Origin of the sequence: Nitrosomonas sp. Nm132 (assembly GCF_900100485.1) — a bacterium.
GTDB lineage: Bacteria > Pseudomonadota > Gammaproteobacteria > Burkholderiales > Nitrosomonadaceae > Nitrosomonas.
Window position 1 is genome coordinate 45323 of record NZ_FNDH01000008.1, and the last position, 22101, is coordinate 67423.

Annotated in this window: 24 protein-coding genes; 9 read left to right on the plus strand and 15 right to left on the minus strand. The window is 45.3% G+C overall.

The window, feature by feature from the left end; translation table 11 throughout:
- Positions 1 to 10 precede the first annotated feature (10 nt).
- Genes BLP80_RS04880 through coaBC form a run of 3 tightly spaced genes read right to left on the minus strand, consistent with a single transcriptional unit; the run spans position 11 to position 2119 of the window.
- Positions 11 to 460: a DUF192 domain-containing protein gene (locus BLP80_RS04880; protein ID WP_090540702.1), complete on the minus strand. Its 450-nt coding sequence runs from the start codon at positions 458 to 460 to the stop codon at positions 11 to 13.
- Complete coding sequence (gene dut / locus BLP80_RS04885) at positions 454 to 903, minus strand: dUTP diphosphatase (RefSeq protein ID WP_090540704.1); 450 nt, start codon at positions 901 to 903, stop codon at positions 454 to 456. Before dut ends, BLP80_RS04880 begins: the two co-directional genes overlap by 7 nt.
- Before the next feature lie 10 nt (positions 904 to 913).
- Complete coding sequence (gene coaBC, locus BLP80_RS04890; protein ID WP_090540708.1) at positions 914 to 2119, minus strand: bifunctional phosphopantothenoylcysteine decarboxylase/phosphopantothenate--cysteine ligase CoaBC; 1206 nt, start codon at positions 2117 to 2119, stop codon at positions 914 to 916.
- Between the two features lie 150 nt (positions 2120 to 2269).
- On the opposite strand from coaBC, the gene radC reads away from it, so the two are divergent.
- From radC to rpmG, 3 genes are all read left to right on the plus strand, one after another.
- On the plus strand, positions 2270 to 2944 hold the full coding sequence (radC, locus tag BLP80_RS04895; RefSeq protein WP_090540711.1) for a RadC family protein: 675 nt from the start codon (positions 2270 to 2272) through the stop codon (positions 2942 to 2944).
- Positions 2945 to 3007: 63 nt separating this feature from the next.
- Positions 3008 to 3244, plus strand: coding sequence for a 50S ribosomal protein L28 (gene rpmB / locus BLP80_RS04900; RefSeq protein WP_090540713.1), 237 nt, complete (start codon positions 3008 to 3010; stop codon positions 3242 to 3244).
- A gap of 45 nt (positions 3245 to 3289) precedes the next feature.
- The gene (rpmG, locus tag BLP80_RS04905) at positions 3290 to 3445 is read left to right on the plus strand and encodes a 50S ribosomal protein L33 (protein WP_090540716.1); all 156 of its coding nucleotides are present in this window, start codon (positions 3290 to 3292) and stop codon (positions 3443 to 3445) included.
- A gap of 316 nt (positions 3446 to 3761) precedes the next feature.
- On the opposite strand, the gene BLP80_RS04910 is transcribed toward rpmG, so the two are convergent.
- Complete coding sequence (locus BLP80_RS04910) at positions 3762 to 5099, minus strand: N-acetylmuramoyl-L-alanine amidase (protein WP_090540718.1); 1338 nt, start codon at positions 5097 to 5099, stop codon at positions 3762 to 3764.
- The gene (gene tsaE, locus BLP80_RS04915) at positions 5081 to 5569 is read right to left on the minus strand and encodes a tRNA (adenosine(37)-N6)-threonylcarbamoyltransferase complex ATPase subunit type 1 TsaE (RefSeq protein ID WP_256203609.1); all 489 of its coding nucleotides are present in this window, start codon (positions 5567 to 5569) and stop codon (positions 5081 to 5083) included. The genes BLP80_RS04910 and tsaE overlap by 19 nt, the downstream gene beginning before the upstream one ends.
- Between tsaE and queG the strand changes: the two genes are divergently transcribed.
- Positions 5564 to 6646, plus strand: coding sequence for a tRNA epoxyqueuosine(34) reductase QueG (gene queG / locus BLP80_RS04920; RefSeq protein WP_090540720.1), 1083 nt, complete (start codon positions 5564 to 5566; stop codon positions 6644 to 6646). The two genes, tsaE and queG, sit on opposite strands and share 6 nt — an antisense overlap.
- A 100-nt stretch (positions 6647 to 6746) precedes the next feature.
- Here queG and BLP80_RS04925 read toward each other — a convergent pair whose 3' ends face one another.
- Positions 6747 to 7109 carry an exosortase system-associated protein, TIGR04073 family gene (locus BLP80_RS04925; RefSeq protein ID WP_090540721.1) on the minus strand — a complete coding sequence of 121 codons (363 nt, stop codon included), beginning with the start codon at positions 7107 to 7109 and terminating at the stop codon, positions 6747 to 6749.
- 159 nt (positions 7110 to 7268) lie between these two features.
- On the minus strand, positions 7269 to 8963 hold the full coding sequence (locus tag BLP80_RS04930; protein WP_090540723.1) for a glutamine--tRNA ligase/YqeY domain fusion protein: 1695 nt from the start codon (positions 8961 to 8963) through the stop codon (positions 7269 to 7271).
- Positions 8964 to 9138: 175 nt separating this feature from the next.
- On the opposite strand from BLP80_RS04930, the gene lysS reads away from it, so the two are divergent.
- A complete protein-coding gene (gene lysS / locus BLP80_RS04935) occupies positions 9139 to 10653 on the plus strand; it encodes a lysine--tRNA ligase (protein WP_090540724.1) in 1515 nt (504 codons plus the stop codon).
- A gap of 160 nt (positions 10654 to 10813) precedes the next feature.
- Entirely contained in the window at positions 10814 to 11170 is a 357-nt protein-coding gene (locus BLP80_RS04940) for a helix-turn-helix domain-containing protein (protein WP_176754268.1), read from the plus strand.
- A 151-nt stretch (positions 11171 to 11321) separates the two neighbouring features.
- Here the strand turns inward: BLP80_RS04940 and BLP80_RS04945 are convergent, their stop codons facing one another.
- The 8 genes from BLP80_RS04945 to BLP80_RS04980 all read right to left on the minus strand — a co-directional run bounded on the left by BLP80_RS04945 (position 11322) and on the right by BLP80_RS04980 (position 18287).
- Positions 11322 to 12239 carry a restriction endonuclease gene (locus BLP80_RS04945; protein WP_090540726.1) on the minus strand — a complete coding sequence of 306 codons (918 nt, stop codon included), beginning with the start codon at positions 12237 to 12239 and terminating at the stop codon, positions 11322 to 11324.
- A gap of 145 nt (positions 12240 to 12384) precedes the next feature.
- Complete coding sequence (locus tag BLP80_RS04950) at positions 12385 to 13557, minus strand: alkaline phosphatase PhoX (RefSeq protein WP_090540728.1); 1173 nt, start codon at positions 13555 to 13557, stop codon at positions 12385 to 12387.
- A 12-nt stretch (positions 13558 to 13569) separates the two neighbouring features.
- The gene (gene pgl, locus BLP80_RS04955) at positions 13570 to 14262 is read right to left on the minus strand and encodes a 6-phosphogluconolactonase (RefSeq protein ID WP_256324961.1); all 693 of its coding nucleotides are present in this window, start codon (positions 14260 to 14262) and stop codon (positions 13570 to 13572) included.
- Entirely contained in the window at positions 14244 to 14885 is a 642-nt protein-coding gene (locus BLP80_RS04960) for an HAD family hydrolase (protein ID WP_090540731.1), read from the minus strand. Before BLP80_RS04960 ends, pgl begins: the two co-directional genes overlap by 19 nt.
- 2 nt (positions 14886 to 14887) lie before the next feature.
- Positions 14888 to 15832, minus strand: a complete 945-nt coding sequence (locus BLP80_RS04965; protein ID WP_090540733.1) for an NAD-dependent epimerase/dehydratase family protein — start codon at positions 15830 to 15832, stop codon at positions 14888 to 14890.
- Positions 15822 to 16760: a phosphoglycerate dehydrogenase gene (locus tag BLP80_RS04970; protein ID WP_090540735.1), complete on the minus strand. Its 939-nt coding sequence runs from the start codon at positions 16758 to 16760 to the stop codon at positions 15822 to 15824. The genes BLP80_RS04965 and BLP80_RS04970 overlap by 11 nt, the downstream gene beginning before the upstream one ends.
- Entirely contained in the window at positions 16757 to 17518 is a 762-nt protein-coding gene (locus BLP80_RS04975; protein ID WP_090540827.1) for an HpcH/HpaI aldolase family protein, read from the minus strand. Before BLP80_RS04975 ends, BLP80_RS04970 begins: the two co-directional genes overlap by 4 nt.
- A 19-nt stretch (positions 17519 to 17537) precedes the next feature.
- On the minus strand, positions 17538 to 18287 hold the full coding sequence (locus BLP80_RS04980) for a 3-deoxy-manno-octulosonate cytidylyltransferase (protein WP_090540737.1): 750 nt from the start codon (positions 18285 to 18287) through the stop codon (positions 17538 to 17540).
- Between the two features lie 295 nt (positions 18288 to 18582).
- On the opposite strand from BLP80_RS04980, the gene BLP80_RS04985 reads away from it, so the two are divergent.
- The 3 genes from BLP80_RS04985 to BLP80_RS04995 are packed head-to-tail and all read left to right on the plus strand — an operon-like array spanning position 18583 to position 22002.
- A complete protein-coding gene (locus BLP80_RS04985) occupies positions 18583 to 19848 on the plus strand; it encodes a hypothetical protein (protein WP_090540739.1) in 1266 nt (421 codons plus the stop codon).
- A gap of 31 nt (positions 19849 to 19879) precedes the next feature.
- On the plus strand, positions 19880 to 20695 hold the full coding sequence (locus tag BLP80_RS04990; RefSeq protein WP_256324962.1) for an FkbM family methyltransferase: 816 nt from the start codon (positions 19880 to 19882) through the stop codon (positions 20693 to 20695).
- Positions 20696 to 20733: 38 nt separating this feature from the next.
- Complete coding sequence (locus BLP80_RS04995) at positions 20734 to 22002, plus strand: hypothetical protein (RefSeq protein WP_090540744.1); 1269 nt, start codon at positions 20734 to 20736, stop codon at positions 22000 to 22002.
- Positions 22003 to 22101: the final 99 nt, after the last annotated feature.

Genomic DNA, 22101 nt, shown 5'->3' on the forward strand with positions numbered 1-22101 from the left:
TGTGGTTTGATTATTCTGCTTCGGGTGCTTGTTCGAGTCCCCGTACCTGAACTCCTGTTTTGATATCTTTTTTAGCAAACCAGCCAAGATTCATTTCAAGCGCATATTTTGCTGGTTTGGCTGAATAATGTGGGGTGACTGAGTGCGGGGTCATGTCGGCAATATTGAGAATCACTCCTTTCTCGTCAAGAAACGCCACGCTGAGGGGGATAGAGGTATTGAGCATCCACATACCGTAAATGTTTGTTTTGGGAAACACAAACAGCATGCCGCTGTTTCCATCTAATTGCGAGCGATACATTAGTCCTTGCGCGCGCGCGGTCGGGGTATGAGCTATTTCTGTGTATAGTGTATGCTCTAAAATTTTAAGAGGAATCACTGTGGGTGCAGTCGATGTATCTGAGCTTACCGTTGCTGGCAGCAGAAAAATAATGATCGCTAAGAATAAGTATCTTAACATTTACCTGTACTTCCAAAACCGCCTTCACCGCGGTCAGTCGGTTGGAAGCTTTCGACTACATTGAAATGAGCTTGCAGGACAGGAACGATAACCAGTTGTGCAATCCGCTCTAGTGGGCTTAGCAGGAAGCCTGTCTGTCCACGATTCCAACAAGAAACAAAAATCTGCCCCTGATAATCCGAATCGATCAATCCAACCAGGTTTCCCAGTACGATTCCGTGTTTGTGACCAAGACCAGAACGAGGCAATACCATTGCAGCCAAGCCCGGATCATTCAAATGAATTGCAATACCAGTTGGGATTAACTGTGTTTCTCCAGGTTGTACTTGAATGGGGTGCTCAGTACAGGCGCGCAGATCTAATCCTGCTGATCCTCGTGTGGCGTAAGCTGGAAGCTGATCCTTTAGACGTAAATCAAGAATTTTGATGTCAATTTTTTTCATACGAAAAGAGTTAGGAATGATGTTTTTTATATAATGTAGCAATATGCTCGATTAAGCGGCGTGCCTGATCAATTTTAGGTGCTTTAGCTAGCGTATGTTTGCCATTATCATCAAACAGCATCAATGTACTGTCATCTGAACCCATTGCTTCCTGAGCAAAATTTGCGATGAGCAAGGGGAGGTTTTTTTTGTGGCGTTTGATTTCTGCATTTTTATCAATATCCTCTGTTTCAGCGGCAAAACCAACACAGAAGGGTGGATTTGGCAAATTGACTACGTATTGCAAAATATCCGGATTAGGAACGAGATCAAGCACCATATTGTTATCGGTTTTTTTTATTTTTTGTGTGTGACTAATGGCAGGGCGATAGTCTGCAACGGCGGCGACGCTTATAAAAATGTCGTTAAGGGTCACTTCATTTTTGACTGCAGCCAGCATATCGTTTGCACTTGTTATGGGAATAAGCTTTTTAACGGCAGGATAAGTCAAGCAGACCGGGCCCGAGATTAGCGTGACTTCTGCACCCGCCTCAAGCGCAGCATTCGCGATTGCAAAACCCATTTTTCCAGAACTTAAATTGATGATTCCGCGTACTGCGTCAATCGCCTCAAAAGTAGGGCCGGCCGTAATGAGGACCCGTTTTCCTTGCAACAATCTGGGCTGAAAGAAATTCTGTACAACCTCAAAAAGTTCGTGTGGCTCTAACATACGCCCCATTCCTGTTTCACCACAGGCCTGAATGCCATAAGCAGGGCCAAGAATAGTTATATTATCTTTTTTTAGCGTAGTCAGGTTACGCTGTGTTGCGGGATTTCCCAGCATTTGCTGATTCATGGCGGGTGCAATCATTAATGGACAATTACGAGCAAGGCATAGTGTTGAAAGCAGATCATCCGCTAAACCATGCGCAATTTTTGCGATGAAATCAGCGCTTGCGGGCGCGACTAAAATGGCATCGACAGCACGCGATAGATCGATATGCGCCATGCTGTTATTAACACTATCATCCCAAAGTTGTGTGTATACCGGTTTGCTGGTTAATGCTTGTAAAGTGGTTGGTCCTAAAAAATGACGAGCTGACTCAGTCATAACAGTTTGTACTTCAATGCCGCCTTGTACGAGTAGGCGTGCGAGTTCAGCAACCTTATATGCTGCGATACCGCCAGTTATTCCAAGTAACAAACGTCTACTATTCCGAAAATTTATGGCTGCCATAGATGCGCGCTTATTAGCTAAAAACGTGAAATAAAAGATTTAGGTTATGCCAAAACAGATAATATTGATGAACATAATCAATTTACTGGATTGTTACAAAAAATAGCCGTTAATTTGAATATGATGATTTTTTACATGATTCATTAAATAATGGCAATTACAGATTGGCCTGAGTCGGAGCGTCCGCGTGAGAAACTTCTAAGAAAAGGGGCAAGAAGCCTTTCAGATGCTGAGCTATTAGCTATTTTCTTGCGTACCGGTATTGCAGGTAAAAGTGCTGTGGATCTCGCCAGAGAGTTATTAAAGCATTTTGGAGGTCTGACAGAATTATTTCTCGCCGACCAAGACACATTTTGTCAATTACCCGGCATAGGAGTAGCCAAGTATACACAGTTACAGGCTGTTCTGGAAATGGCGCAGCGCGCACTCGGAGAAGAACTGAAAAGTGGTGATGTCATGGATTCACCTCAATCAGTACGCGATTACTTACGCCTTAAACTGGTTGGCAAGGAGCACGAGATTTTTGTCGGTATTTTCCTAGATGCTAGAAACCGCACCATTGCTACTGAGGAATTATTTACGGGTACACTGACTCAGGCTAGTGTTTATCCACGTGAAATAGTCAAGCGCGCATTATATCATAATGCGGCAGCCATGATTTTTGCTCATAATCATCCATCTGGCGTCGCAGAGCCAAGCAAGGCCGATGAAATTCTGACTCAATCCCTGAAACAAGCACTCGCACTTGTAGATATAAAGGTGCTGGATCACTTCATTATTGGTGATAGAGACACGCTTTCGTTTGCTGAACATGGTCTGATTTGAATTGAAGAATCCATTCAAATCAGGATATAATCGCTAGTTTTATAAACCTAGGAGTGCGTAAACATGGCGCGAGTATGTGAAGTGACTGGTAAGAAACCTATGACTGGTCATCATGTTTCCCATGCAAACAACAAAACAAAACGTCGTTTCCTACCAAATTTACAGCATCGTCGATTCTGGGTGGAAAGTGAGAAACGATGGATTAGCTTACGCTTAACCAATGCAGCATTGCGTACTATCGATAAAAATGGGATTGATGCTGTACTTGCCAAAATGCGTTCGCGTGGGGTGAGCGTTTAGCATATAAGGCAAAGATTTTACTTTAAATAGGATGGGAATGTAGTTATGCGTGAAAAAATCAAACTTGAATCTTCAGCAGGGACTGGCCATTTTTATACAACAACTAAAAACAAGCGCGCTAAGCCGGAGAAAATTGAGATCATGAAATATGATCCAGTAGTAAGAAAGCATGTCAAATATAAAGAAACGAAATTAAAATAGCGAAAAAATATTAAGTAACACTCTACTATTTTGGCCTAATTCATAAACGAAAGCTATTTTTCTACTCTGCCAAGAGTGTAATCAAAGACCATAAACCAGCATCGTTGAATGGATTCCTTTTGTCTCTTGGCGAGGGGAATCTGCGAGGCATAAATAACCTAAAATAGACTATGTCGTCTTTAAAATAATACTAGCCTCGCGAGCTATCTTCCATCGCTCATCTTGAAGATCTATTGGGGTTTTCCGTTACCTTTTTTGCATCTATATTTCTATATAGAAGCAGCGATTAATAAAAAAATCTCGTGTGGGGAAGAATTTACTCAGACTGAGCTAACTCAGTATGAGTTGGTATTGGACTGACAGCAAAGTAGCGTTTAATCCCAATGGTAATAGCATTAGCCATCTTATCCTGATACGCTTGACTTCTTAGCTTTTCTTCTTCAGTTGGATTACTAATGAATGCGGTTTCTACCAAGATAGATGGAATGTCGGGTGATTTGAGAACAGCAAATCCTGCTTGTTCTATATTCCTCTTATGTAAATGATTTATGTTGCCAATTGCTGATAGTACGTTACCGGCGAGCTTAATGCTGTCGTTAATAGTCGCATTTAATGATAAATCTATTAAAGTCTTTTTAAGATAATGATCTTTGTTATCAAGCCTAACCCCCCCGATTAAATCGGATTCATTTTCTTTTTTTGCTAGCCAACTTGCTGTCGTGGAAGTTGCGCCATTTTCCGACAATGCATATACAGAAGAGCCACGTGCCTGAAGTCTGGGAACAGCATCTGCATGAATAGATATAAACAAATCGGCATTTGCCTTGCGTGCTTTTGTGCGCCTTACTTCAAGAGGTAAGAAATAATCATCATCACGAATTAGTACAGCACGTATATTGGGTTCTTTGTCTATTCTAGCTTTGAGCCTTTTTGCGATGGCCAGGGTTACATCTTTTTCGTGGGTCCCGCTGGGCCCAATTGCGCCAGGATCTTTTCCTCCATGTCCTGCATCAATTGCAACGATGTGAGTTTTTGATGACTTATTGGTGGGCTTACGATCAAAAGTTGTTAGCAATTCTCCTGACTGCTTGTGACTGCCGCTTTTCGTGGGTGCCCTGCTTTCAAATTCTTGCACAAGCGCCATTAATGGATCTTCCTTTTTATGGGATATAGTAGTCTGTTCAGGAGGGTAGATATCCAATACGAGGCGGTGGCCAAATCCATCCATTGGCTCGAGGGTAAACATCCGAGGCACAGCATTGCTTTTTAGTCCTAAAACAAGGCGTACCCCATGTGGTGTAAGGCGTTCTATATGCGCCGCACGAATGAAGGGATCTTTGGTATTAACTTTCCCTGGCAGGTTTTTAAGTGCTGGGGTTAGTGCAACTCCCTCGAAATTCATAATGATTTTTCGAGGATTATCTGGGGTGTCGAGAGTATAGTTGATTGGTATATTAGATTCGAGTGTTAGCCGAGTATATTCTGGGCCTGCCCAGAGACGCGTAGATGTAATCTGTGTACTTGCGATGACACTATTGCTGAATAAGGAAATGAGTATGGAGATTAATGAGAAAAAAGCCAGAAATAGAGTCTGATAGTTCTTAGCTGCAATGATGTTTAAAGTAACCTCATGTTTTACCAGTATTTTAAGCATTTTTTTCCTGTCCTTGTTCCGGCTTGAATCTTGATTTTTCGACCTAACTCATTGAACCGAAAAAGAATCTTTATATCTGCATCTGGCAATAGTTTGTCAGCTTTTTCTGGCCATTCGATCAGGCAAATTGTTTCTGCATTAAAGTAATCACGAAAACCCGCTTCCTCCCATTCAATGGGATCATTGAAACGATAAAAATCAAAGTGATACAAGTATAACCCAGAAAATTTATAGATCTCAACCAGATTATATGTTGGGCTTTTCACTTTTCCTTGATATCCCATCGCACGCAAAATGCCGCGAGTTAATGTGGTTTTCCCTGCACCTAGATCACCATTGAGAAAAACAATTAAGCCAGGATGCAAGATGTTCGCAATTTTCTTACCCAGCGCTAGCGTTGCTGTTTCATCAGCAAGCTGTAAAATGAGAGGTTGCTCTGCGCAAGAGTCAAAAAGAAAAGGATTATGCAAGAAGAGATCTCCATAAATTCATCACTAGATGTTGTCCTGTTAAAACAATCTATCAAGAATTGGGGTAAACAGCTTGGTTTTCAAGATATCCGTATCGCTGATGCTAATGCTGACATGTCTTTAGTTGAAGCAGGACTATCCGCCTGGCTGGATAAAGGCTTTCATGGTGACATGGATTATATGGCAAAACATGGTACTAAACGTACTCGCCCTGCAGAGCTTGTACCTGGGGTATTGCGAGTGATTTCCGTGCGAATGAATTATACACCACCAGCAGCAAAGGAAAGTTGGAGTATTATCCATGATAGTAATAAGGCATTTATTTCACGCTATGCAGTTGGGCGCGATTACCATAAAGTACTGCGTGCGCGACTGCAGAAACTGGCAGACAATATTTCCGAGAAGATAGGCCATTTTAATTATCGTGTTTTTACCGATAGCGCGCCTGTCATGGAAGTAGAGTGGGCAAAAGAATCTGGCCTTGGATGGCGTGGCAAGCATACTTTACTGTTATCCAGAGAAGCAGGCTCATACTTTTTTCTTGGGGAAATGTATACTGATTTGCCGCTACCTGTAGATGATCCCATCGGGAGTTATTGCGGAAGCTGTACTCGATGTATTGATATCTGTCCTACTCAGGCAATTATTGGGCCTTACCAATTGGATGCCAGACGATGTATTTCTTATCTTACTATTGAGCTGAAGGGCAGCATTCCTGAGGTTTTGCGGCCTCTGATCGGTAATCGAGTTTATGGTTGTGATGATTGCCAATTGATCTGCCCTTGGAATAAATTTGCCAAAGTAACACAAGAAGCCGATTTTGCCGTACGCAATGGATTGGATGACGTATCGCTAGTGGAATTGTTTCGCTGGAGTAAGGAAGAGTTCGAATTAAAGCTTGCAGGTAGCCCTATACGCCGAATCGGTTATGAGCAATGGTTGCGTAATCTTGCAGTTGGTTTGGGTAATGCTCCTTCATCTCCAGCGATCATTGAGGCGCTGCAAGCACGCAGCAATGATCCTTCATTATTGGTACGCGAGCATGTGCAATGGGCGCTGCAGCAACATGATAAATAGTTTGTTGCGCTTCCATTGATATTCGTTATAAAAATATTGTAACTGGAAGATTCCTCCAGAATCACCAAGCGTGGACGATTCTGGAAAAATTCGATTTATCCTAGCGCATGCGCCAAGCAGTATAAGTCGTTTCCCTGTTGAAATCATCCCAGATATAGGCGGGATTTACTATGGGGGTAGTTGGAACCAGAAAAGTGGCGATATCGAGTGCTCCGGTTAAGGACCGGCCTAGTGTATGGACAATACCAATAAAGAATCCAGCGGTCATGCCATAGGTAGCCCCTTTATTACGACCGGTAATCATCATGGTTTTTGGAATTTCTACCACTCCAGTCACTGCGTTGGCCACACCATTCGCTAGTTTTTCTCCAACTTTAATGGGGTAATCAGTTGCCATTGCTATAGTTGGGAAAAAGAAAGCTAGTGCGAATAGCACTAACAGCGATGAGATCGATTTTTTCATTAAGTTCTCCTAAATCAGAATAATACAATAAGTGCATCTACTCAATTCGGGTGTACTGCTCAAGTAACACCATCAAACATGACAATATCACAAGTTATCGTCATTTCTTAAATTAGTTGTTATTGCTTGAATCGTAGATTTCAATTATCGCCAATCTGATTAGCTAATCCGCGCTTCCTTTATTATTTTTTCCCATGTGTCGCGCAAGGTAACAGCCCGATTAAATATCGGTTTTCCTGGTTTTGTGTCGATGCGATCTGCTACGAAGTAGCCATGACGTTCAAATTGGAATCGTTGTTCAGCTTGTGTATCAAGAAGAGAAGGTTCGAGATAAGCGGCTATGATTTGTTTTGAATGCGGATTCAAGTGGGATTTAAAGTCTTTGTTACCCGTGTCGGGATAGGGATGGTTAAACAAGCGATCGTATATTCTTATTTCTGCTGGTTGGGCATGTCTGGCAGATAGCCAATGAATATTTCCCTTGACCTTGCGTGTGTCGGCGCCAGCGGTGCCACTTTTGGTAGCAGGATCGTAAATACAGTGGATTTCTTCTATTTCACCGTGATCGTTCTTCACAACAGAGACACATTTTATGATGTAAGCATAGCGTAAACGAACTTCTGCACCGGGCGAGAGGCGGAAATAGCCTTTGCTGGGAATTTCCATAAAATCGTCCTGCTCGATATAAACAGTTTTAGTAAGGGGTAACATTCGTTTTCCCCACTCTGGTTTTTGCGGATGATTAGGCGCATAACATTCTTCTTCCTGATCTTCAGGAAAATTATCGATCACAAGCTTTAAGGGTTTTAATACTGCAATCCGCCGTAAAGCATGCTCATTGAGATCTTCTCTCAGGCAATCTTCCAAAATAGTCATGTCTATCCACGAATCTGCTTTGCTGATACCGATGCGCTCAGTAAATAGGCGAATGGATTCGGGGGTGTATCCACGACGACGTACGCCTGCCAAGGTATTCATGCGCGGATCATCCCAGCCATCTACAAAATGACCTTCTACTAATTCAATCAATTTGCGTTTGCTCATCACGCAATAAGTGAGATTTAATCGAGCAAACTCGATTTGCTGTGGATGACAGGGAATTTGGCCATCTAATTGATCTAGCACCCAGTCATACAGTGGCCGGTGGTCTTCAAATTCTAAGGTACACAGAGAATGGGTAATGTGCTCAAGTGCATCCGATATGCAGTGCGTAAAATCATACATCGGATAGATGCACCACTTATCGCCTGTACGCTGATGATGAATATGGCGAATACGATAAATGACTGGATCGCGCATATTGATATTGGGAGAGGCCATGTCAATCTTGGCGCGTAATACATGGGTACCATCTGGAAATTCACCAGCGCGCATGCGCCGGAACCAGTCCAGGTTTTCTGCTGCGGAGCGATCGCGGTAGGGACTGTTTTCACCGGGCTGATTCAAGGTGCCGCGTAATTGACGAATTTCATCGGCGGACAGGCTATCCACATACGCTTTTCCTTCTTTTATCAGATATTCAGCAAACTCATATAATTTCTCAAAGTAATCAGATGCATAGTAAATATGCGTCCCCCACTCAAAACCTAACCACTTGACTGAGTCACAGATGGCATCTACGTATTCTTGCGCTTCTTTTTCTGGATTAGTATCGTCAAAACGTAGGTGGCATATACCGCCATAATCGCGTGCAAGACCAAAATTGAGGCAGATGCTTTTAGCATGACCGATGTGTAAGTGGCCATTGGGTTCGGGTGGAAAACGTGTTTCTACTCGCCCATGCCATTTACCTGTACGGTTATCCTCATCAATAATGTTGCGAATGAAATTTGAAGAAATAGGTAATGTGCTCACAAGTTTGTCTTTCTAATTGGGTTGGGAATGCGATCATCAAAACAACTATAATACAGCTAGCAATATTATAGAGTGTGTTTTGCCAGCCAAGACCAGAATAAATAAATGAAGTAAATGCAGCGCGAAATACATAAAAAGCCCCGAACCTAATATTTATTAAGCAAATTAAATTTTTATGACTCAAGAAACTCAATCTGCTATTTCCCAAGACGAAAACCATATCATTGCAGAACGGCGTACTAAGCTGACCGAGCTACGCAAAATCCGTAATGCTTTTCCCAACGACTTTCGTCGCGATAGCCTGGCTTCAGAATTACACCATCACTATAACTCGTTTACCAAAGAAGTGTTGGAGACAGAACAGGTTGTCGTAAAGGTTGCGGGACGTATGATGTTCAAGCGCATCATGGGTAAAGCAAGCTTTGCCACCATTCAGGATATGAGTGGGCGCATCCAGCTTTATGTATCCAATGACCATACCGGTCAAGCTGTTCATGAAGCTTTCAAGCATTATGATCTGGGCGATATTTTGGGTGCTGAGGGTATTTTATTCAAAACCAAAACTGGCGAGTTGTCCGTGCGAGTGAGCCATTTGCAGTTACTGACGAAATCCTTGCGGCCGCTTCCGGAAAAATTTCATGGCTTAGCTGATCAAGAGCAGAAATACCGCCAGCGTTATCTCGATTTAATTACCAATGAAGAGGCCCGCAGGGTTTTTTCCATACGTTCCAAGGTGATTCAGGCTATTCGCGAGTTTTTTGTGGCGAGGAATTATCTCGAAGTAGAAACGCCCATGATGCATACAATTCCGGGTGGCGCAACGGCGCGACCTTTCGCTACGCATCATAACGCACTGGATATGGCGCTCTACTTGCGCATCGCACCTGAACTCTACTTGAAACGATTGGTGGTCGGAGGAATGGAGAAAGTTTTTGAAATTAATAGGAATTTCAGGAATGAGGGGATTTCTACCCGGCACAATCCTGAATTTACCATGCTAGAATTTTATGAAGCCTATCAGGATTATGCTTACCTGATGGATTTCACTGAAGCCATGCTACGAGAAGTCGCGGTAAAAGTGCTGGGAACGACCCAAATCACCTACCAGGAGCGTCAGATCGATTTATCACAATCGTTTGCAAGAATGACTATTATGCAGGCTATTCAAAGGCATTACCCAGAATATACGACTGCACAGCTTAATGATCGCAATTTTCTGATGAGTAAACTGCAGGAACTGAATATTGCGTATAACGCAGGGGATGGGATAGGTGGATTGCAGCTTTCCCTATTTGATGAAACGACTGAGCATCTATTATTCCAACCAACTTTCATTATTGATTATCCGGCAGAAGTATCACCTTTAGCGCGTCGGAATGATCATAATCCAGAAATCACAGATCGTTTTGAGCTTTATATCGCCGGACGTGAAATTGCAAATGGTTTCTCAGAATTGAATGATCCAGAAGATCAGGCTGCGCGTTTTCTGGAGCAGGCTAAAGCTAAGGAAGCGGGCGATGCAGAGGCCATGCATTATGATGCTGATTACATTCGTGCACTGGAATATGGCCTACCTCCAACAGCAGGAGAGGGGATTGGTATCGATAGGTTGATCATGTTACTTACAGATAGTCCCAGTATTCGTGATGTCATCCTGTTTCCTCAATTACGGCAAGAGCAGGAAGAGTGAGTGTTATGTTCTTCTCAGGGTAACAGATGCAACAAGGAGACTTTGTCCAAGTTTTGCATATAGGAGGCTAGTACTCAGTCATTCTTGAAATGTCGGCTAAAGCTCCCCATACTCTCGAGCTTCAACGTAGAATGGAAGTGGGCCAATGGCAAAGAAATACATGGTGAGGCTAACCGAAGAAGAACAAGCTTATTTAGAAAGTTTGGTGCACAAAGGAAAAGTGGCGGCGTACAAAAGGCTTCATGCCCAGATCTTGCTTAAGGCGGATGAGAACGCTTTAGGTGAATCGTGGCAAGATAGCCAAATCAGCAAGGCTTTCGGCATTTCGACCCGGACGGTTGAACGCGTCAGAACGCGGCTAGTTGAAGAAGGCTTAGAGTCGGCCTTAGAGCGAGCGAAACCCAACCGTGTTCGAGGGCGGGTGATTGATGGCGAAATCGAAGCCCATTTAGTAGCGTTAGTCTGTAGCGATGCGCCGGAGGGCCATAGCCGATGGACCTTGATGTGTCCAGTTTAGTGTAGCCACATCACGACACAATGGCTGCGGTAGCCTGGATACCCACCGGCAGGCGCTCCGCTTGTCCCGTCATAACCCTGCTGAAGTGGTTGCCTACCGGAGCATCGACCGCCAAGCACCAATCGTTGAATTGCGCCATGTCTGATCGTCCTCAGAATTTTTTCTCGACGCCGGAGATCGGGTGAACATAGATGAGCCCCTTGGTTTGCGCCGCCTTGACCTTCCGATCGATCATTTTTCGAAGACTCAAATGTCCCTCCCGGACAAGGACCAGATCTTCTCCGTCGATAAAAAGAGTCTGGATTTCCTTGCCCATCACGAGGCTGCGGATGACCTCGGGGCTGAAGTCATTCACGGAAATGAACAAGCCGCGTCCGTACAGTTTTCCTGCGACCTTGCCGGCAAACTGGTACACGGGTTCATTACTCGCCGAACGTTCTTGCCACTTCGCTTCGATGAGATAGTGTTCTCCCTCGAACTTGACTGCGCCATCGATCTGTTCCCCGTGAACCCGAAATGCTTCGGTGGCCTCCAGATTCGAGAGGCGCGAGAGTTCGGTCAGGATGCGCTCCAGTGCGTACCCGCGCTGTTGCCGCGAAGTCTTGTTGGCGAGCAGATCGAGGTACTCGGCACGTAGTTGATCCAGCGATGCCGTTGGTTGCTGGCGTGCGGTCTCTTGCGCGGCCCTGCGCTCACGATCTGCTTTGATCTTCGCGTCTCGAATTTCCTGTAGTTGGCGCAGATGCTCGAGATTTTTGTTGGCAGTGCCCCGGTCGAGCTTGCGCAGCTTGTCGAAATAGTACGGGTCAAAGTGCGACCAGTTCAGCAGCGACTGCAACATCGCGCGGAAAGGACCGAGGCCGTGGTCGGAGCGCGCTGCGAGTGCTGTGAACAGAGCATCGACAATTTCGGATCGCTTGAGCGCGTTCTCACCCTCAAGCTGAAGAGGCGCGATCTCTGTTTTGGTGCATCCGTGCTTCTCGAAGAAGCCCACGATGTCCTTGCGAGGCCAAAAGAGCGAAAGGATGCAGTCCTTCATGCAGCCCTTGATGTCCGCGGGAAAACTCATGCGGTGCTCCCCCTCGCGAGCCGGGCAAGAAGTTGTTCAATCAAGTCACTGACCTGCCGCTGGCGTAACGCTCGCGCTTCGCCCTTCAAGTTTTTAGGTTTCAACTGAGGCGAAAGGTATCCTGACACATCGGGCATCCGACCGATTACTTCGCTATTATCTCAAAGATAATTCCATTTTCATGACGCCCGGTTTTTCCTCTTGGGGAACTGAAATACAAGCGTGATCCATCTGGACTGAAAGCCAGTCCTGCTATTTCGGAGCGGTCATGACCGACAAGCTGGAGCAAAGGTTTGATTGTTCCGTCGGATAGAATAACAATCTGCATATCTCCGTTATCCTCAGCGACAAGTAACTCGCCCGCAGTATTGGTAATAATATTGTCAACACCGGTCAGTATGGGCGAGGTATAGCGTGCTGCGTCGTAAATAATATCAAGGTGGTTATGATGGGTATCATACGCCCATACCTTGTCATCCCCTTTGGTTGTGAAGTATATGATTCCCTGGTGATACCAGATTCCTTCACCGCCATTAAAATGACTGCTTTGCTTGACTTGTTTGCGTGTGACGATAGTTGCTGCATCCGGGTCAGGCAGGCGATGCCAGCGTATTGTTTTCTGTTGATCACCTAGGATTTCTGCTACCTCAAGAAAGCCATCTTCCAGATCAGGGTGACCTGCTGCATTAAGTAAATTGGGGGTATAACGATACAGACAACCATCAGGCTCATCTTCGGTGAGGTAAAGTCGTTTGTTTTTTGTATCGACGGCCACGGCTTCATGTTTGAAACATCCGAGTGCTTTTCTGACTTGAGCTGGTTTTTTTCCAAAGGGATCGCACTCCCAGACACGACCCCGTTCGGTTTCTTCACACGACAACCATGTTTGCCAAGGAGTGGAGCCACCTGCGCAATTAAGATTAGTATTCTTCAGAATAGGATAGGTATCGATCAGTTCTCCTTTATGATCGAAGCGAAGCGCCCCCACCCCTCCAGCGTTATTTTTCATTTCGCTATTGGATACATAAATCCAGCCATCTTCATCAGTAGCAAAGGTAGCACCGCCATCAGGTGCCGCGTGCCAAATATAACCAAACAGGTTTTGTCCTGAATAGGCAACGATTCGAGAGGTATAGCCTTTGGGCAGACGAACTCCGTTCATATCAGGTGCCTGAAGGGGGCCAATTGAGGTGAGGTTTGACATGGCTGCTTTACTGGCGCTGAGAACTAGCAGATTATGCGACAGAGCAGCGCCTAACCCTATGCAGCCATATCGGAGTAGTCTACGACGCTGGAAATCGACAGGGCTATTTTCCATGAGAAATCCTGTTTAATCCATTTCAAAAATAGTGATGGGAGACTGACTCTGTTGCACAAGCTGAACAAATGGAATGGATGGATCAGGATTTTTGATTAACTGATCAAGTAGCTGCCTTTTGGCTATACCGGTAACGACGAGGGCAATATGGCGGCTGCGGGCCAGCGCTTGCAGTGTCAGGCTGATGCGCAGGCTGGGCGCGATCGGTGGCTCGACCGCCTGGCATAAATACTGCGTAACTTGATTAGGTGCTGCGCCCGGGAACAAGGATGCAATATGCCCATCTTCTCCCAACCCCAGTACCGTTAGACTGAACGGCCAAGGTAGTTGGGAAAGTCGTTCATGAACCGTAGCCAATGCCTGAGATGGGTGGGAATGCATTGTCTTCAATCCAATAAAGTGCGTTTTCTCCGCCATCTCTTTTAAAAAGCAGTTACGTACGAGCCGTTCATTGGAGGCATCTGCCTGGATTTCCACCCAACGTTCATCGCTCAATGTAATGTAGATATTTTCCCATGGTAATGTTTGGCGGCTTAGTGCTGGCAGGTAGTTACGCGGGGTTTGTCCACCCGGCACGACCAAGCTGGCTGTATTGTTTCGCATCAGCGCATTGCGCAGAATCGAAGCAGCAAAGTCAGCGAAAGCAGCAGCTAGAGCATGCATGCTTTCATAGGAGCGACGCTCAATCATGTCGTCAGCGAGCATAAATCAGGAACTATCTTGACATGCTCGGGAAAAGGATTCTCGTCACCTGGCCGGACGCGGCCTAGGAACGCGGTTCTGTTCAGGGTCGCGCCATGATAGTCAGCCATGGCATCGCCAATCATCAGGACTCGCTCGGGAATGAGCGCATAGCTCGCCAATATATCGGCAATCAATGTCTGTTTGGATAGCGGAGAGCCACGTACCTCAGTAAAGTAGGGCGACAGGCCACGGCGTTTAACGATTGTTCTCAGTTCATTTTCTGGTGTGCCAGAAGCGACAAACAAAGGAATTCTTGCGGCTGCTTTTTGAAGCAACATTTCAGCGCCTGCTACAGCCTGGCTTGCGATGACGGCTTCAATGACAAGCTCAGAAAAACGCTGATCAAGCATGTGCTCTTCTGCTATTGTCAGGGGGGGCTTGCTCAACAAATGCTGCTGAAAATAACGGAACTTCTGGTAACGGGACATGCCTCCATTTTGTCGATGATAACGCACGACTTCCGCCACGATATGCTCACCATAGGAACGGTACAGTTCGGCAAAAGCCTGGGTCTTGATATCGCCGGATTCGACGATGACTCCATCGAAATCAAAAATAATCGCTTGCCAATCTTTAGTATCCATAGTCAGGCTCTATTGTCAGAGGTGGAAGGTGTGGCGTCGTCATCTTCCTCTGCATGATGGATGTACTGGTGAATTTCTCTCAGACAATCAAGTAACCCCTGACCCAGATCGACGTGCTCATTGAGCACCAGCTTGCGGCCGATGCGTGGCTGAAATGCATAAGGAGTGATCTCATAATGGTGTATGGCGTTAGCATCCTCAAAATGCAATTCCACCGACCATGGCATAATTTCCGAGATCATGGTCATCACATCCCGAATACGCAGTTTTTCCTGGCCCGTCAGGATCAAATGCCGGTTGGCAAATTCTGGGGCCAGTACTTGCACGCTCATACGTGCGGCATCTTCGACGTGAATGTATTCGCGGATGGCATTGCCGCTGCCATGGTAAGTAATAGTATGTTTTTGAATAGCTTCATGCAGCATTCGATAAATCCCATTACGCAGATCAGCGCGCCGACCATACAGTGAGCCGTAACGCAGAATGGTATATTCCAATCCATAACGCTCATGATAGGTTTCGGTGAAGCGTTCAGCAGCCTGTTTACTGGCTCGGTAAAATGAGCCAGACTCAGAATAAACATACACGCTGCTGGCAAAGATGAAGCGGCGTGCGCCAGCTAAACGTGCTGCTTCCAGCACATGCATGTTTCCTAATACGTTAATGGTTGCCGTAGCCAGTGGCTTGTCATGGGCTTCGTCAATATCGGCGATGGCAGCAAAATTGTAGACAACCGAAGCACCTTGGGCCGCTTCGATGGCTTGGTTGATATCCATCATATCGCCAACGATCATTTCCTGATCAGGTCTTTGGTGAGGGGAGGGGGTGCGGTCAAACAGGCGAACCCGATAGCCTGCCTCCGATAGGGCATCGGCTACATGGCTACCCAGAAACCCACTGGCGCCAAATACGACCGCAATTTCATCCGATGCTGATTTATTTTTCATCCATTAAACCTATGTTGACTAATTCTCGTAATAAATTATCCGCTGCTTCGATTTCCATGCGGTGGCGGGATTCTTTGGCAAGTGAACCGATATGCGATGTTAACGTGATATTGTCGCATTTGAGCAGCGGACCGTGATATGGTTCCTGTTCGAATACATCGAGTGCTGCACCGCCTAAATGCCCTGAGGCTAGCGCGTCATAAAGGGCTATTTCATCAACCAAGCCTCCACGCGCAGCATTGATAACAATAGCGCCGGTTTTCATACGTGAAAAAGCATTTTCATTCAATAAATGATGTGTATCAGCAGAATAAGGTAAGTGAAGGCTGATAATATCTGCTTCTGTTAACAGTTGTTCCAGGGGCATGAGAGTGACATCTTGCAGGGTTTGTTGCAAAAAGGGATCATGTGCGATTACGGTTGCCTCAAAAGCCTGACATAGCCGTGCAACGCGTCGACCGATATGTCCCATGCCGATAATGCCCACTGATTGAGCGGCGAGCAAATGCCCTTGCATACGCGGCCATTCGCCACTGCGCAGCATTCGATCTGTTTGACTTATCTGCCTGAGGGTAGTCAGCATCAGTCCGAGTGTCAGTTCGGCTACTGCCTGGGCTGGCGCTTCAGGGGTATTAGAAACGGCAATGTTGTGTCGTTTGGCGGCGGCCAAATCAACACTATCCAGTCCAGTTCCGCAACGCGAGATGACCTTGAGGCTGTGAGCAGATGCAAAAACACGTTCAGTAAGGGGTTCAATGCCTGCTAACAGGCCAACCGTATCTTCATTCAATAAGGCGATGATTTCTTCTTCACTGAGTTTTCGTTTGTGAGGATTGGTTATGACAGCTACCCCCGCTTTGATCATGCGCTGAATAAACGGATTGTTATGAATATCAAATGAAGAAGTGGAGATAACGACTTTACTCATAGATGGGATTTTATGGTTTGCATATGATTGCGGCACAGCGTATCGAGAATGCGGATATCGAGGCTGTAACCCAGGAAATTGAAACCTGCGTTAATTCGGTGTTGCAGCGCAGACGGATCAGGCTCAATGACATGGATACCCCCGGGTTTGTGTAGGCGACGTCCCGCATCCAATATCTGCTCGATAGCATTTTGTACTTGCGGATGATCGAGTTCACCTGGCCGCCCCATTGATCCAGACAAGTCATAAGGGCCAATGATATAAGCATCAACCCCTGGAACCGAAAGAATCGAATCGATCTGATGCACCGCATCTACATGCTCGATCATGACGATGATAACTGCATTATCTTTCAACCATTGCCGGTATTCGTGAAAGTGGGCGCCATAGCCTTGCGCACGTGCCAGTCCCACGCCACGTCTTCCTTCTGGAGGATAATAAACGGATTCTACTGCTGCCTGCGCATCTGCGGCGGATTTAATCATGGGCACCATGATGCCCGTTGCGCCTGCATCCATCACGCGCTTAATTTGATCTGGATGATTGGAGGTGAGCCTGACAATTGCGGGACAGTGCAGTCCATCGAGCACCTGCATAATTATCTGTACTTCGCTCAATTCCAGAACACTATGCTCCATATCCAGTACCAACCAGTCAAAGCCGGCTGAAGCCATGATTTCGGCAATGGCGGGATGTCCGAGCGTAATCCATGAGCCTATAGTCAATTCCGAGCGTGCAAGCTTTGCTTTCAGTTGCATGAAAAATCCTTGAAAATCGTTAATAACTGGCAAGCAATGGATCTGATTCCATTAGTTTGGCGACACGGGCTAGATCTGCTTCCGTATCGACGGCCTGGCTGTTGAATTCAGTCTCTACCATCTTGACTCGGGAACCATGTTCCAGCAGTCGCAACATGTCGATTGACTCAAGTTGCTCCAGTGGAGTCGTCGGTAATTGGGCATAATCGAGCAGGGTGGCGCGTCTAAATGGAATGATGCAAACTTGTTTATAGGCAGAGGTTGAGGCAAAACCCGATTTGGCTAATGTAGGAATCGGCTGGCGCGACATATAGAGTGCATCCCCTCGTTGATTCATAACGACCTTGATGGTATTGACGTCATAGAAATCAGCTTCGTTTTCAATGCGCCGAACAAGGTTGACACAACCTAATTGTGGATCATCATGAAAAGGAGCAACTGCGGTGTCGATCATACGAGGGTGTGTCATGGGCTCATCGCCCTGTACCATCACGATGAGCTGTGCATCTGTGCCAGCGGCAGCTTCTGCGACGCGATCACTCGCGCGCTCATGCTTGTCTGAAGTCATGATGACCGGTGCACCAAAAGCTTCTGCAGCTTGTCGAATTTCTTCATCACAGGTAGCAATATAAGTAGCATTGAGTGCGTTACTCAAAGCCACGCGTTTATAAACATGTTCTAACATGGTTCGCCCAAGCAACTGAGCAATAGGTTTTCCCGGGAAGCGTGATGATCCCATACGTGCAGGGATGATTGCGATCGTTTTCATAACAAAAGAGTGATGGATAATGATCTATTTATTGTGGTTAATAGGCAGGGCTGGTCGAATCTAGGTTATAAAACTATTTCGTTTGCCCAAAAGGGTTCATTGATGCCGTGCCGAATGCCCGGAAAAAAATAAAGCAAGTTAACTGCTTTTTTGGTAAATAAGGAGCTGCGCGTGTAGAATTATTCACCCAAATTTTTCGCATAATTTCCATTGTCTAATTTGCTTTATTTCTAATCTGATTCATAAAACTATAGGCATACTGCTCATTTTAAATGCTGCTAATCATAACACAGGTATGAAAGCTCTCTTTTTTCTTCGTCATTATAACGACATTGATCATATTACTCCCGTCATCTCCAAGTGGATCGATTCGGGTCATAGCTGTGATGTGATTCTGATTGGCGCTACGCGGTTTCGCAATGATTTTCGTATTGCATTTTTGAGTAAACTTGCAGGTGTCAGAGTCGCGCATATTCGTGAATTATTCTCACCTTTCCAATTTCTCAAGTGGCGATTGCAGATGTTATTGTTGACGGGCAATCTACGTCGCTTGTTTATTGGGCCTTTCATCCGCTTGTTAGCAGATATTTATGATGCTAAGCGGCGTGCGCCGTTGTGGCGAACTACTGCAGAATATTTACTATTGCGTAGCTTTGAGAGTGCCGACAAGGGAGTGGTCGCTTTTGACTGGATTGAAAGAAACTCTGTGATTGCTGTGGAATGGGTTGAAACTGTCATTGCTATGGCACGGGATAGGGGGTTAGGCACGGTTTCGTTGCCACACGGCGATAGCCCGCATGCCAATCAACTGATCCGCCGAGGGGAATGGCGTATTGGGCCCGATCCTCTATTCTCAACGGCACAGATCTTCGATAAGCTGGTGGTTCCCAATGAACTTTGCGCTAAACGCTTTCGACCTTTTCTGGAGGAACGTTCGATCGCCATATTGGGTTCACCACGCTATTGTGAGGAATGGTTAGCCAAACTGGCCAAGTTGATGCCGCCTTCACCCTTAACGCGTACGGATAGTCGCCTCAAGATAGTCATGTTTCTGAGGAAGGCGAACTTCACGACATTCTGGGAAGAAGTAAATGAAGTCGTGCATATGATTGCCGCGTTTCCAGGTGTGGAGCTCGCAATTAAACCTCACACGCGCAGCGGATGGAAGCAGTCTTTAACCAAAGACAGAGCCCTGAAGCAATTACCGAATGTAACCATAGCAGGAGATGATGTGCATTCTATTCATTTGATGAACTGGGCGGATATTTGTATTGATCTGGCTACCTCGGTGGTATTTGAAGCGGTCAGACTTAAGAAACCAGTATTGGCTGCGGATTATCTGCATGCTGGTCGTTCTGCCATTGCCGTCTATATGCCCGAAACTGAGCTGCGCTGCCGTGATGATGTATATGAAAAAATAGATAAATTTCTTTCAGAGGGTTGTCATGATTTTTATATTGAGGAACACCGCCAATGCTTCTTGAGAGAAATGCTCGATGTATCTGGACCAGATGTATTGCCGCGTTACGTAGCGTTGCTCGAGACAGCTGCGGGGGTATGACTGAAGTGATTAGTAGGATTTTTTTGATGGGGTGAATGTACTTATGCGATCCTTATGGACTGCAATAAAATATATTTTTTCGGTTAATTTTCTGAAAAACCTGGTAGTAGCTGCTTACTGGGTTAAAGGCGGCTATACCCGTACAAGCGTCAGAGGGCAGTCCATTCTGATCGCAGTAGATCACTGGCGGGTTCTTAAACGGGCAAAGACTTATAATATAAAAGAACCTGATACCTTGGACTGGCTCGATGGTTTTGAACCAGGGTCGTGTTATTTCGATATCGGTGCCAATATAGGCCAGTATTCGCTTTATCCTGCCAAAAAATATGGTCGTCAAGTTGAGATATATGCATTCGAGCCACAAAGCAATAATTATTATGCGCTTAATAAAAATATCTTTTATAACAACCTTAAAGATCACATTATTGCCTATTGTATTGCAGTGTCAGGCAAGAGCGAATTTTCCAAGTTGTATGTGCCCAAATTTATTCCCGGTGGAAATCGTTCTCAATTTGGAGAGGAGTCCCTTGATACCATGAAGGTGCCTGCTTCACATGTTCAAGGCATGTTCGGTGTTACATTGGATGATTTATGCGACAAGTGGGGATTTCCTTATCCAAACTATATGAAGATTGACGTCGATGGGATAGAAATATCTATCCTTAAGGCGGCAGAGAAAGTATTAAATCACCCCAATCTTAAATCAGTGATCATTGAACTGGGTACACCTGCAGAGCAACAAGAAGCGGTCGCAATCATGAAACAGGCAGGGCTAGAGTTGAAACAGAAATCAACTAAAAACTGGGGTGAGACCTGTTTTATCTTTGAGAAAAATAAAATTTCTTGAATCTCTTCTTAAAAAATCTATTAACTTGATTTGTGATCATGAAAGCCCTTTTTTTCCTTCGCCACTATAACGATATCGATCACATTACACCGGTTATTGCTAAATGGGTTGAACGTGGCCATATTTGCGATATTGTCATGATTGGTAAGAAGCGGTTCGATGGGGATTATCGCATCGAGTTTCTGAAAAAACTGGATGGTGTAAGGCTTGCCCATCTTCAGGACTTATTATCATTTCCAGAATTTACGAAATGGCGCTTGCAAACGTTATTGCTGGTTAGAAGTTCATATAGTTCTTTTTTGGGCCCGCTGGTTAAAGTATTGGCTCAAGTTTATAACGCTAAGCGACGTGAAGCGACTTGGTTGCGCACTACTCGATATTTACTGGAAAGAAGCTTTTCAGATGTTGGGAAGGGGGTTGTCGTATTTGACTGGATTGAGAGGAATTCAGAAATCTGCGTCGAATGGGTAGAGATTCTGATCGGAATAGCGCGTAACCAAGGGCTTGGAACCATATCGCTTCCGCACGGTGATAGTCCTCATGCTAGCCAATTGATACGACGTGGCGAATGGCAGCTAAAGCCAGATACGTCATTTTCAGCAGCGGGGATGTTTGATAAAGTCGTTGTGCCCAATGAGTTGTGTGCCAAGCGTTTTCGTCCTTTTATGGATGATCAGAAGCTCATTGTATTAGGTTCACCGCGATACAGTGAAGAGTGGTTGGCTAAATTAGCTACGCTTATGCCTTCTTCACCGTTGGTGCGCTCTGATAGTCAGCTCAAGATTGTGATTTTCTTGAGAAAAGCCAATTTCACAACTTTCTGGGAAGAAGTAAGTGAAGTAGTGCAGATGATCGCAGCATTTCCAGGTGTAGAATTGGCGATTAAACCTCATACTCGCGGTGGCTGGAAACAATCTTTGACCAAAGACACTGCATTGCGGCGTTTGGCGAATGTAGTCATGATAGAAGATAGCATTCATTCCGTGCATTTATTGCAGTGGGCTGACGTTATCATTGATCTGGCTACTTCGGTCGCATATGAAGCCATTAGAGGAGGCAAGCCTGTATTGGCTGCCGATTATTTGCATGCGGGCCGTTCTGCCGCAGCGATGTATATGCCAGAAACTGAGTTGCGTTGCCGTGATGATGTATATGAAAAAATTAATGAGTTTCTTACAAGCGGTTGCCAATCTTATTATGTTGAATTACATCGGCAACGATTCATAAAGGAAATGCTGGATGTCTCAGGTGCTGAGGTGTTATCTCATTATGTGGCATTGTTGGAATCACTGGCTGAAAGAAAATAAATCCTTTACGTTTTATTGATTAAGCTTGTGTCGCATTTTCAATTTCTTTGAGAAAGCAAATTTCCAAAGTATCGAAGTTTTATTCTCTGGAGAAGCTGA

Coding starts and splice junctions, on each gene's coding strand:
- BLP80_RS04985 (WP_090540739.1), top strand. CDS start 18,583: ATGAAAGCTCTCTTTTTTCTTCGTCATTATAACGACATTGATCATATT.
- pgl (WP_256324961.1), bottom strand. CDS start 14,262: ATGCTCGCTGACGACATGATTGAGCGTCGCTCCTATGAAAGCATGCAT.
- BLP80_RS04995 (WP_090540744.1), top strand. CDS start 20,734: ATGAAAGCCCTTTTTTTCCTTCGCCACTATAACGATATCGATCACATT.
- dut (WP_090540704.1), bottom strand. CDS start 903: ATGAAAAAAATTGACATCAAAATTCTTGATTTACGTCTAAAGGATCAG.
- radC (WP_090540711.1), top strand. CDS start 2,270: ATGGCAATTACAGATTGGCCTGAGTCGGAGCGTCCGCGTGAGAAACTT.
- BLP80_RS04925 (WP_090540721.1), bottom strand. CDS start 7,109: ATGAAAAAATCGATCTCATCGCTGTTAGTGCTATTCGCACTAGCTTTC.
- BLP80_RS04950 (WP_090540728.1), bottom strand. CDS start 13,557: ATGGAAAATAGCCCTGTCGATTTCCAGCGTCGTAGACTACTCCGATAT.
- BLP80_RS04970 (WP_090540735.1), bottom strand. CDS start 16,760: ATGAGTAAAGTCGTTATCTCCACTTCTTCATTTGATATTCATAACAAT.
- BLP80_RS04980 (WP_090540737.1), bottom strand. CDS start 18,287: ATGAAAACGATCGCAATCATCCCTGCACGTATGGGATCATCACGCTTC.
- coaBC (WP_090540708.1), bottom strand. CDS start 2,119: ATGGCAGCCATAAATTTTCGGAATAGTAGACGTTTGTTACTTGGAATA.
- BLP80_RS04975 (WP_090540827.1), bottom strand. CDS start 17,518: ATGCAACTGAAAGCAAAGCTTGCACGCTCGGAATTGACTATAGGCTCA.
- BLP80_RS04880 (WP_090540702.1), bottom strand. CDS start 460: ATGTTAAGATACTTATTCTTAGCGATCATTATTTTTCTGCTGCCAGCA.
- BLP80_RS04965 (WP_090540733.1), bottom strand. CDS start 15,832: ATGAAAAATAAATCAGCATCGGATGAAATTGCGGTCGTATTTGGCGCC.
- lysS (WP_090540724.1), top strand. CDS start 9,139: ATGACTCAAGAAACTCAATCTGCTATTTCCCAAGACGAAAACCATATC.
- BLP80_RS04940 (WP_176754268.1), top strand. CDS start 10,814: ATGGTGAGGCTAACCGAAGAAGAACAAGCTTATTTAGAAAGTTTGGTG.
- BLP80_RS04960 (WP_090540731.1), bottom strand. CDS start 14,885: ATGGATACTAAAGATTGGCAAGCGATTATTTTTGATTTCGATGGAGTC.
- rpmB (WP_090540713.1), top strand. CDS start 3,008: ATGGCGCGAGTATGTGAAGTGACTGGTAAGAAACCTATGACTGGTCAT.
- rpmG (WP_090540716.1), top strand. CDS start 3,290: ATGCGTGAAAAAATCAAACTTGAATCTTCAGCAGGGACTGGCCATTTT.
- BLP80_RS04945 (WP_090540726.1), bottom strand. CDS start 12,239: ATGAGTTTTCCCGCGGACATCAAGGGCTGCATGAAGGACTGCATCCTT.
- BLP80_RS04910 (WP_090540718.1), bottom strand. CDS start 5,099: ATGCTTAAAATACTGGTAAAACATGAGGTTACTTTAAACATCATTGCA.
- queG (WP_090540720.1), top strand. CDS start 5,564: ATGCAAGAAGAGATCTCCATAAATTCATCACTAGATGTTGTCCTGTTA.